The sequence below is a fragment of the Silvania sp. genome (assembly GCF_051656365.1).
Classification (GTDB): Bacteria; Pseudomonadota; Gammaproteobacteria; order Enterobacterales; family Enterobacteriaceae; genus Enterobacter; species Enterobacter hatchlandensis.
Genome location: NZ_JBOGBT010000062.1, coordinates 1 through 9,536, shown reverse-complemented (window position 1 = coordinate 9,536; position 9,536 = coordinate 1). Strand labels below are relative to the sequence as shown.

Below are 9,536 nucleotides of genomic sequence, written 5' to 3'. Positions count from 1 at the left end.
CTGGCGTCCAGCCCTTGTCATCCGGTCTCCGGTTCGCCGATTTCAGCGGGGACTCAACACCCGTGCCCCATTCAGACCGCTGAGAAGGTGGAGGGAGCGTAAGTCCGGCTGAAAATCGCTGAGGCGTTGACCGCAGGCCAGGGCGAGGCGCAGGGATGCGCCGAGAGGGCGTGACCTACATGGATGTAGGATCACGCCCGACCCGAAGCCGAAGGGAATAAGCTGAAGACAAAATTGCCGGGAGCAATTTTTAACAGCGCTTGCGCTGGCCCCGAAGGGGTGAGCCCCAGGGATGGGGCGAATAATCCGCGCAGCGGCGATTTTCTGTGCCGGGAGCCGGGATTGTAAAGGGGGCGGCGGCCCCCTTTACACGTTCACCGCAGCGCATCAGACAGGAAGCAGAGGATTAAGAGTGAACGGAACGGTTCCACCTTTTCCTCAAAGGGCTTTGTAATAAGTAAAATAACGAATAAAAAAGCGTGATTTTGCTTAACTGACCAGCATTAGTGGGTGATGCCTGCTGGTTTTTTTGTTTTGCGCAGAATAAAAAAAGCCGCGCTGAACGAATATTCAGTGCGGCTTTTTGACTTCCGGTCGCGTTATTTTTTCTTCGGGCCTGGACGTGGCCCTTTCTTCATAGGATCTTGCGGCGTTTCATCAGCGATATCCATGCAGGATGCGCTGTGAGATGTATCTATCTGCAGCACCGGGATAGTCTGGGCGGGTGCTTCTTCAACCTGCTGTGCGGCCACAGGCGCGGGTGTTTCAGGCTCTGGCTGGACGACGCCGACCGTCTCTCTGGAGTGAATGATATGCTCAATATTCTGAGCGGTACGAGCGATAACTTTGTGGGCGTAAACGTTCCCTACCCGGCTGGCTGCGCTGATGGCTGCCGCCACGGCGGCATTCATCGCGCCAATTTCGCCTTCCAGTTTCACCGTGACCATCCCGCCGCCTTTGGTGAGCTCATAGCCCACCAGGCTGACGTTAGCGGATTTCATGGCGGCATCCGCGGCTTCCACCGCCGCAGCCATTCCGACGGTTTCGATCAAGCCTAAACTTTGCCCGGACATACTCTTCTCCTGTAGATAAATTCACATTGTGCTGCGCGCGCGTCGGCTTATTGACCGACGTCTTCGCGTAATAGCGCCGCTTTATCCGTGCGTTCCCACGGAAAGCTGTCGCGACCAAAGTGGCCGTAGCAGGCCGTTTTACGATAGCGAGGGACCAGCAGGTCAAGCATGCTGATGATGCCGTAGACGCTGAGATCAAAATGACGGTTAACCGCCTGTTGCAACACGTCCGCTGGCACGTTTTGCGTGCCAAAGGTGTTGATCCTGACGGAAACGGGGTGGGGCAGGCCGATGGCCCAGCCGAGCTGGATTTCACAGCGCGACGCGAGGCCGGCAGCGACTATATTTTTCGCCACGTAACGGGCGGCGTAGGCGGCAGAACGATCAACCTTCGACGGATCTTTACCGGAAAATGCGCCACCGCCGTGACGGGCCGCGCCGCCATAGGTGTCGACGATGATTTTGCGCCCGGTTAAACCGCAATCGCCCACCGGGCCGCCAATCACAAAGGGCCCGGCTGGATTGACCAGAAAACGGGTGTTTGGGGTGAGCCAATGTGATGGCATAACCGGTTTAATGATCTCTTCGATAACGGCTTCACGCAGTGTCGCCATTGAAATATCCGGGCTGTGCTGAGTAGACACCACCAGGGTATCCACAGAATGCACCTGGTTATCCTGATAGCGCAGGGTGACCTGGCTTTTGGCATCGGGCAGTAAAAATGGCAGCCGTTGCGACTTACGCAACTGTGCCTGACGTTCCATGAGGCGATGGGCGTAAACCAGCGTGGCGGGCATCCGTTGTGGTGTTTCATCGCAGGCGTAGCCAAAGGTGATGCCCTGATCGCCGGCGCCCAGCGCTTCTGGAGAGCCACCGCGAATACCGTCAGCAATATTGCTGGACTGTTTGCCGAGAATATTCAGTACGCCACAGGTATTGCCGTCAAAGCCCAGCCGGGAATGATCGTAGCCTATCTCTTTAATGGTGTTGCGGACGATCTGCTCGATATCTACCGTGGCATGGGTAGAGATTTCACCTGCGACGATAGCGACACCGGTTTTGACCAGGCATTCGCAGGCCACTTTGCCCCAAGGGTCCTGCAGGAGAATGGCATCCAGAATCGCATCGGAAATCTGGTCGGCCATTTTGTCCGGATGCCCTTCGGCAACGGATTCGGAGGTAAACAGGTAATCGTTCAAAGCGAGGCCACTTGTCTGGAAATTTTATTCCTATCTTAGGGGCCAACCAGACACGGGGGCGTAAACTATCTTGCGGGTGTGTTGGACTATTTTGTTTTCATTTGCAGGCAAGCGCAAAATTACGCCAGGGCTGCGGACTCCTCCGGTGTAACGATTTTCCGGTAATCAGAGGGCGCCATGCCGGTCTCTTTTTTGAAGATCCTGCAGAAGTAGTTGGAGTCCTGATAGGCCAGTTCCAGCGCAATGGTATTGACCTTCATGTCGCTAAACTGCAGCAGCGATTTGGCGATAGTGATTTTGCGCGTGGCGATATAATTCGAGAATCCGATACCGGTGATTTTCTTGAACGCCCGGCTCAGGTAGCAGGAACTGACGAACGATTTCGCCGCAACGTCGTCCAGAGTCAGATTTCTGAGGATGTTTTTTTCAATGTGAAATTTTGCCCGCTCAATAAAATCGATATTGCCGGTATAGCTTTTAAATGCATAATCAAACAGCTCTTCGCTAATGGTCAGCAGGCCGATCATAACCCGAAAATAACGGCTGTCCATGACCCCGTACTGATTGATGTCTTTTATCATGGCGGTGACTTTACGCTGTGTAGGCGCTAATTTTTCGCCCTGCACGGTCGTATACTGACTGACGACTTCCAGGAAATCGATAACCTCTTTGCGTTTGTCCTCGTTATGCCTGTCGATATGACACGCGCCGTTAATAATGTCGAAAATAAGACTGTGCCACGGGGCATAGCTGCATTCGTCGATCATGGTGAACACTTTTTGCTTTAGCGCCCGGGATTTTTCGTTGTCGTCTTCGTTCACCTCAAGCGTTTTTTTGATGGTGTCGATGAGAATGCTTTTTTTCACCGGCTTCAGCAGGTAATCACTCACTTTGAGGTTATACATGCTGCGCACGATATTGAAATCATCATTCGCTGTCGTGACGATAACTTTGGTGTCAGTGCATTTTTTCCTAAGGTATTCAATAACCTGATTGCCATTTGGCAGCGGGATATTAATATCCACGAAGATCATATCGATGTGGTTACATTGGTCGATCAACTGAATGGCTTTTTTGCCCGTGGAGGCTTCGTGAATGACGGCATTTTCCACGCACTGGGAAATTATCCGTTTCAGTGATTCAAGCTCGATGGGCTCATCTTCAACGATAACAATGTTAAACATATGTCCTCTTCCTGCTATCAGGCTTCCAGCATTGGGAACCGAAGTTTAATGGTTGTACCCATCCTGGGCTTGTTGGCGCTCATGATTTCCAGGCCGTAGCTCTCACCAAATAACAGCTTTAATCTATTTTTTATGTTGTTAATGCCGATGCTGCCTTTTTGGAGATTTTGATCGCCTGATAAAATCTGGTCGATAGCCTCCCCCGAGATGCCGTCGCCGTTATCTGTGACCTCGATAATCACATCCTGGCCGTCATCGGTGGCGCGGATCAATAGATGACTGCTGGTGTCGCGCGGCTCAACCACGTAATTGAAGAAGTTCTCCACCAGAGGTTGCAGGATCAAAAATGGGCAGACCACATCCAGATACTTTTCGGGGATGTCGTACAGATAATCGAAGCGGTCGCTCATCCGCACTTTCTGTATCGACATGTAACTGTTCACGTAATTCATTTCATTGCGCAGCGTAATCAGTCCACGGTTATTTTTGCGTAAGAGATAGCGCATCATGTCGGAAAAATCGTGCACCATGGTTTCGGTGCGCTGGGCATCTTCAAGAAACGCCAGACGGCCTATGGTATTTAATACGTTGAATAAAAAATGCGGGTTAATCTGATAAGAGAGTGCTTTGAATTCTGCTTCATGTAACGAACGCTCAATTTCAACGCGCATTCTTAGTTCATTGGTCAGCTCGAGATCTTTTTTACGCAACTCACGTTGAATATTATTGGCGTGTGCCTGTTCCACCAGGTATGAAGAAACGTGTAATAGCGTAGAGGCAGTGGATTCAAAACGTTCATAGTTCATTCTTCGCGTATTTTGATGCAAATTAATCAACCATGGATTTTCTTCCCAGATCTCATTGTTATTAAGAATATAGGGAATACTGCGCTCTTTTTCCTCTTCCACCTTGACCTGCCCGGAAATAAATGCACCGAGGTAATGATCGTTAATCATGATAGGGACGGCAAATTCCACAAAACCGCAGTAGCAGCGGTACACCACCGGTTCCCGGGCATGCATCGCCGCACGCCCGCCGGCTTTGTCGCTTTCATAGCAGTGATGGGTCAGCGTAGGGTTGAGGCGAGAGCGTGCGCAGAAGTCCGAAAAACCACTGGGTTTGGTGACGGGAACGCCATTTTCATCCACCACCACCAGCGCGATCATCATCGATTTTGAAAAGTTATCCTGCAGGGTCTGAAGACGTTGTACATCCAAAAACTCATGTAGTTTGTATTTATTTACCATTCGTTCAGCCTGCATTGGTAGAGCAATATTGCATATTCAAAAGTAAACGATTTGATGCAAAAAAATATTGAAATGGGTCACGACAATAAAAAAGGAATTAAGATTCATGTTAATTCCATGTCGATAATGTTATCTCAATGTAACGAAAAGCCCAAATTACCAGAACATTAGATTAATCTTAATAACAATTTGGGATATTTGTATTAGGGGTTATTTTTAGGTGAATCGATAATACGCTTGAGAAAGGTTTTTATATTTGATGGGCAATAGGGATATTCTGTTCGAGAACATCCTTTTTTAACCCACTCCGGGTAATAATTAGCGCTGTGGACGTCGCCTTATCCTTTACCCTCCGCACTCTCTTTCTCCAGGCGCTCCACCTGGGTTTGCTCCCAGTCCAACCGCTGCTCCCGGCGGCGAAACTCGCTGGGGGATAATCCTACCGCGCGATGAAAATCACGGGAAAAATGCAGGGGATCGTTATACCCCACCTGGCCCGAGATGCGACCTATCGTCTCCTGGGTTTCAACCAGCAGTCGACGCGCCTGTGACAGACGATAGTTCTTCAGCCATTTCAGTGGGCTTTGGTTAAAGGTGGTCTGAAACAGACGGAACAGCTGGGACTTGCTCACCTGGCAGTGCTGCATAAATTTCTCAATGTCCCAGTCGTCGCTGTAGTGGCTGTGGATCTGGTAAATCAGTCGTCCCAGCCCGCGATGGGTAATCACCGGGGATTTTGTCGCCTCGGCGCTACGGTTCTCCAGCAGGGTGCAGATCAGTCGGGCGCAGAGTTCGTCGCACTGGGCATCCGTCACTAAGGTGTGGCTCTGCATCAGGCTGAAGATATGGTGATAAATCTCAGTGATCTTCCCAGGGTTATCGAACTGAAAAACAGGGTTCTGAGAAACATCCAGTATCTGCATGATATTGCTTAGCTTTGCGCTATCAATGCGCAGCCATAATATCTCCCAGGGATCGTTTTTGTTCGGGTAGTGCTCGTGCGGCCAGCGGACGGGCAGCCAGACCAGACACCCGGCCTGCACCTCATAAAGGGTGTTTTCCAGCCGCACAAAGCCGCTGCCGTTCAGGCAAAAAATCAGTTCATGCCCCACCACCGACTGGCGTCGGACACGGAAGTTCTCGGCTGTTCGAATATGTCCCGCGCGCAGGATCTGGTAGTTCATTAACGTCGAAAACTTGTCTGATTCCCGATACCAGTTCGCCAGAACCTGTGTTTGTTGCACCCGCTTATCCATACCTGATTCCGATTTGAGCAAGAAAATGCCGCTGACCCTTGATTCATCAAAGCATGGCAAGGGGAAAAAGACATGTTCTGTCGCCAGAGCAGCGGTAGATTTTTGAACATGCTCACAACTTTATTGACGTGGAAATTCTGTCCATATTGCCGGGAATCCTGGCTATCACACTTTTTGTTGAGGCTGCCTACAGTGAAATGCATAAACGTAGCCAACAGGAGTAGATGTAGATGATTGATTTCAATGATCCCCGCCAGGTCGCCAAAGCCATCCAGTTCACTAACGTCAACGCAGATTTGACCTATGAAGGGCTGATTCAGCACCTGAACATTTGCATGGAGTATCAGTTTGACGCCGCGATGATCGCCCCCTGCTGGGTCTCTGTGGCGAAGGACGTTCTGAAAGGCAGCGGCGTGCGTGTGGCGACCACCGTTAACTTCCCGCAGGCCAACGACACCACGGCAATGAAAGTCGCCGTGGTGCGTGAACTGGCCAAAGAGGGCGCGGATGAGTTCGACTTCCCGCCAAACCCGGGCTTCCTGCTGGGGGGCATGGATGACCGCTACTTCAACGAGCTGAAAGAGGTCACTCACATTGCCCACGATCTGGGGATGAAAGTGAAGGCGATGCTGGAGTTCGGGTTTATCACCGAAGAGGCGATGAAAATCAAAGCCACCCGTTATGCGTACGAAGCCGGTATTGATTGGGTGAAACAATCCAGCGGCTGGGGCAAAGGGGGATGCGCGGCAACGGCAGAAGATGTTCGACTTCTCAAAGCCAATATTCAGGCACCTTGCCGGGTAAAAGTTTCCGGTAAAGTCAACACGTTGGAAAAAATGAAAGAGATGTTCATCGCGGGAGCGGAGCTCGTGGGCACCAGCTCAGGCCCTGAACTGGTGAAAGGCCTGACAGGCGACATCAACGCTTACTGATTGACGGATGCCGTCGGCAGTGCGTTGACGGCACTTCGTCCCGCAATGAAAACAAACAGCACAGTGAACGGAGAATGTGATGAGCGTATTTATTCTCGGTAGCTACGCGAAAGCGCTGGTTATGACAACCGACCGTATCCCCCTCGCCGGGGAAACCCTGATTGGCCGCGATTTTCGTCAGACCTGGGGCGGAAAAGGGTCAGATATGGCGGTCCAGGCCGCCCGCCTTGGCGCGGATGTCGCTTACGCTGGCGTGGTCGGCGATGACGCCTTCGGACATGAATTTGTCAGCCTGATGCAGCAGGAAGGGGTTGATATTCGGGCGCTGACGCTCACCAACGCGTTGCCTACCGGAGCGGGACTGATCGTCAAAGATAACGAGGCGCGCAATATTATCGTGGTGGATATGGGAGCCAATAAGCTCTTTACCCCCGCGCTGGTGGATAGCGCGTTGGCGCATATCCGGGAGTGCAATGTGGCGCTCGCGCAGCTTGAAATCCCGCTCGATACCGCGCTCTACGGCCTGCGAAAAGCCAAAGCGCTGGGGAAAACCACCATTCTTAACCCGGCGCCTGCGCGCAATTTACGCGGCATCGACCTGAGCGCCATCGACTATCTGACCCCGAATGAAACCGAAGCCCGCGTGGCGCTGGGGCTGGCCCCGGATGATGGGCGCAGTAACCGCGAAATTGCCGATCTGCTGCTCGAAACGGGTTGCCAGTACGTGGTGATGACCCTCGGTGAGGCGGGATCTGCGGTCTTCAGCCAGCACGACACGCAGGAAATCCCACCCTGTAAGGTCGATGTGGTCGACAGCAACGGCGCGGGCGACAGCTTTAACGCCGCACTGGCCGTCGCCCTTGATGAAGGCAAGCCGATCGCGGAAGCCGTGCTGTTAGCCAATGCGACGGCCGCACTCTGCTGTACGGACTGGGAAACCGTCCCCTCGTATCACTGTCGCAGTGATGTCGACGCCTTTATGAAAAGCATGAACCTTGCAGAGGAATAAACATGAGACCCGACAGAATCTTACACCCTGAACTCGCCGCCGCTTTAGCCACCCTTGGCCACACCGACATCGTCTTAGTGACGGACGCGGGTTTTCCCATCCCCCCGCAGGCAAAACGCATCGATCTGGGATTCTGGCCCGGGACGGTCGACGTCCTTGAAATCCTGCGCGTGTTGCGCCGGGAGATCTTTGCCGAAGAGGTCCATTTTGCCAGCGAAGTGCGCGATTGCCATCCCCAGCTGTATCGCGACGTGCAGTCTATCTACACCGGTTCCGGGGCGGAGTTTCACACCGCCAGCCACGAAACCCTGTGTCACGACATTGCCCACCGGGCAAAAGTGGTGATCCGCTCGGGCTCCTTCAACCCGTGGGCCAACTTTGCGCTGGTGGCAAGCACCGACCCGTTTGCCTGGTTTACCGAACAATCCGGCGTGCAGCCGCTTCCGGCCTATGTGGCCAGACGCCAGCGTATCCGTGACAACGTTGTTCCAGAACTGCGCTAACAGGGAAGAAGCATGAAAATTACCGGCTGGCGATCGCTAAAACGCTCCACCGCGATATTCCCTAATCAATGACCAAGGAACAGAGACCATGAAAACAGTGGCATTGGGACGCACGGGCATCCAGGTGCCGGTGCTGGCGATGGGCGCGGCGTCGCTGGGGAGTATTTACCATCCTGTCTCGCAGCAGCAGGCGAATGAAACCGTCGCCACCGCGCTTGAGCACGGCGTTAACTATTTTGATGTCGCGCCGTATTACGGCTTAACCAGGGCGGAAAGCGCACTCGGTATCGCCCTCAGGGGCGTGCCACGCCAGAGTTATAGCCTCGCGACCAAAGTTGGCCGCTACGGGGACAGCCAGTGGGATTTCTCCCGGGAGGCCACGTTACGCAGCATCGACGCCAGCCTGGCACGTCTGGGCACGGATTATATCGACGTGATTCAGTGCCACGATGTTGAGTACGGCGATCTCAACCAGTTGGTGGATGAAGCTCTGCCGACGCTGAGGGCGCTGCAAGAGCAGGGGGTGGTGCGTCATCTCGGTATCACCGGCTACGACCTTGCGCTGTTGGAGAAACTGGCTGTGGAGCAGAGCGTCGATACCGTGATGGCGTACTGTACCTGGACCTTACAGGATCGCCGCTTAGGTGAGGTGGCGAAACGCCTCAACCAGGCAGGAACGGGAGTGTTAAACGCGTCGCCGCTGTCAATGGGGTTACTCACCCGCCACGGTGCACCGGCGTGGCACCCGGCGCATCAGGAGGTGCAGGCTATCTGCCGTGCAGTCTCGGCCCTGTGCGATCGTGAAGGGGTCAATATTTCGCAGGTGGCGCTGCAGTTTGCGCTGACGACCGCCGCAGAACAAGGGATCGCCAGCACCGTGATAGGTACCGCTAGCCAGCAAAATATGCTCGACAACGTACGCTGGAGCGCGCAGCCGCTGGATGAGGGACTGCTGCAGCGCATTGATGCGCTGATGGCCCCGGTTCTCAATATTGGCTGGGACAGTCGGCCAGGTAACGGGGGAAAAGCGCAAAAATGAAGCCTCTCGACAGCCATCTTCATCTGTGGGATCCCCGGGTACTGCGCTACGACTGGCTGAATGCGGTGCCTGCGCTCAATAGCCCGCAACTGCC

The 9,536-nt window shown here is 53.4% G+C and carries 9 protein-coding genes; 4 read left to right on the top strand and 5 right to left on the bottom strand.

The genetic code is table 11. The annotated features are described in order from the left end of the window. Nucleotides 1–599: 599 nt before the first annotated feature. The 5 genes from ACRDD5_RS12095 to ACRDD5_RS12075 form a co-directional block, all read right to left on the bottom strand. The gene (locus tag ACRDD5_RS12095) at nt 600–1,073 is read right to left on the bottom strand and encodes a BMC domain-containing protein (RefSeq protein ID WP_438676896.1); all 474 of its coding nucleotides are present in this window, start codon (nt 1,071–1,073) and stop codon (nt 600–602) included. Nucleotides 1,074–1,120: 47 nt separating this feature from the next. Beyond that, on the bottom strand, nt 1,121–2,272 hold the full coding sequence (gene metK / locus ACRDD5_RS12090) for a methionine adenosyltransferase (protein ID WP_438676895.1): 1,152 nt from the start codon (nt 2,270–2,272) through the stop codon (nt 1,121–1,123). A 119-nt stretch (nt 2,273–2,391) separates the two neighbouring features. Further along, nucleotides 2,392–3,456, bottom strand: coding sequence for a response regulator transcription factor (locus tag ACRDD5_RS12085; protein WP_438676894.1), 1,065 nt, complete (start codon nt 3,454–3,456; stop codon nt 2,392–2,394). A 17-nt stretch (nt 3,457–3,473) separates the two neighbouring features. Further along, the gene (locus ACRDD5_RS12080) at nt 3,474–4,703 is read right to left on the bottom strand and encodes a sensor histidine kinase (protein WP_438676893.1); all 1,230 of its coding nucleotides are present in this window, start codon (nt 4,701–4,703) and stop codon (nt 3,474–3,476) included. Nucleotides 4,704–5,041: 338 nt separating this feature from the next. Continuing rightward, nucleotides 5,042–5,947 carry an AraC family transcriptional regulator gene (locus ACRDD5_RS12075; RefSeq protein ID WP_438676892.1) on the bottom strand — a complete coding sequence of 302 codons (906 nt, stop codon included), beginning with the start codon at nt 5,945–5,947 and terminating at the stop codon, nt 5,042–5,044. Nucleotides 5,948–6,189: 242 nt separating this feature from the next. Between ACRDD5_RS12075 and deoC the strand changes: the two genes are divergently transcribed. The 4 genes from deoC (at nt 6,190) to ACRDD5_RS12055 (ending at nt 9,442) form a co-directional block, all read left to right on the top strand. Next, nucleotides 6,190–6,891 (top strand): deoxyribose-phosphate aldolase, encoded by a 702-nt coding sequence (gene deoC / locus ACRDD5_RS12070; protein ID WP_271284475.1) that lies wholly within the window; start codon nt 6,190–6,192, stop codon nt 6,889–6,891. A 79-nt stretch (nt 6,892–6,970) separates the two neighbouring features. After that, the gene (locus ACRDD5_RS12065; RefSeq protein WP_438676891.1) at nt 6,971–7,900 is read left to right on the top strand and encodes a ribokinase; all 930 of its coding nucleotides are present in this window, start codon (nt 6,971–6,973) and stop codon (nt 7,898–7,900) included. Between the two features lie 2 nt (nt 7,901–7,902). After that, entirely contained in the window at nt 7,903–8,403 is a 501-nt protein-coding gene (locus tag ACRDD5_RS12060) for an RbsD/FucU domain-containing protein (RefSeq protein ID WP_271284477.1), read from the top strand. An 88-nt stretch (nt 8,404–8,491) separates the two neighbouring features. Further along, on the top strand, nt 8,492–9,442 hold the full coding sequence (locus ACRDD5_RS12055) for an aldo/keto reductase (protein ID WP_438676890.1): 951 nt from the start codon (nt 8,492–8,494) through the stop codon (nt 9,440–9,442). Nucleotides 9,443–9,536: the final 94 nt, after the last annotated feature.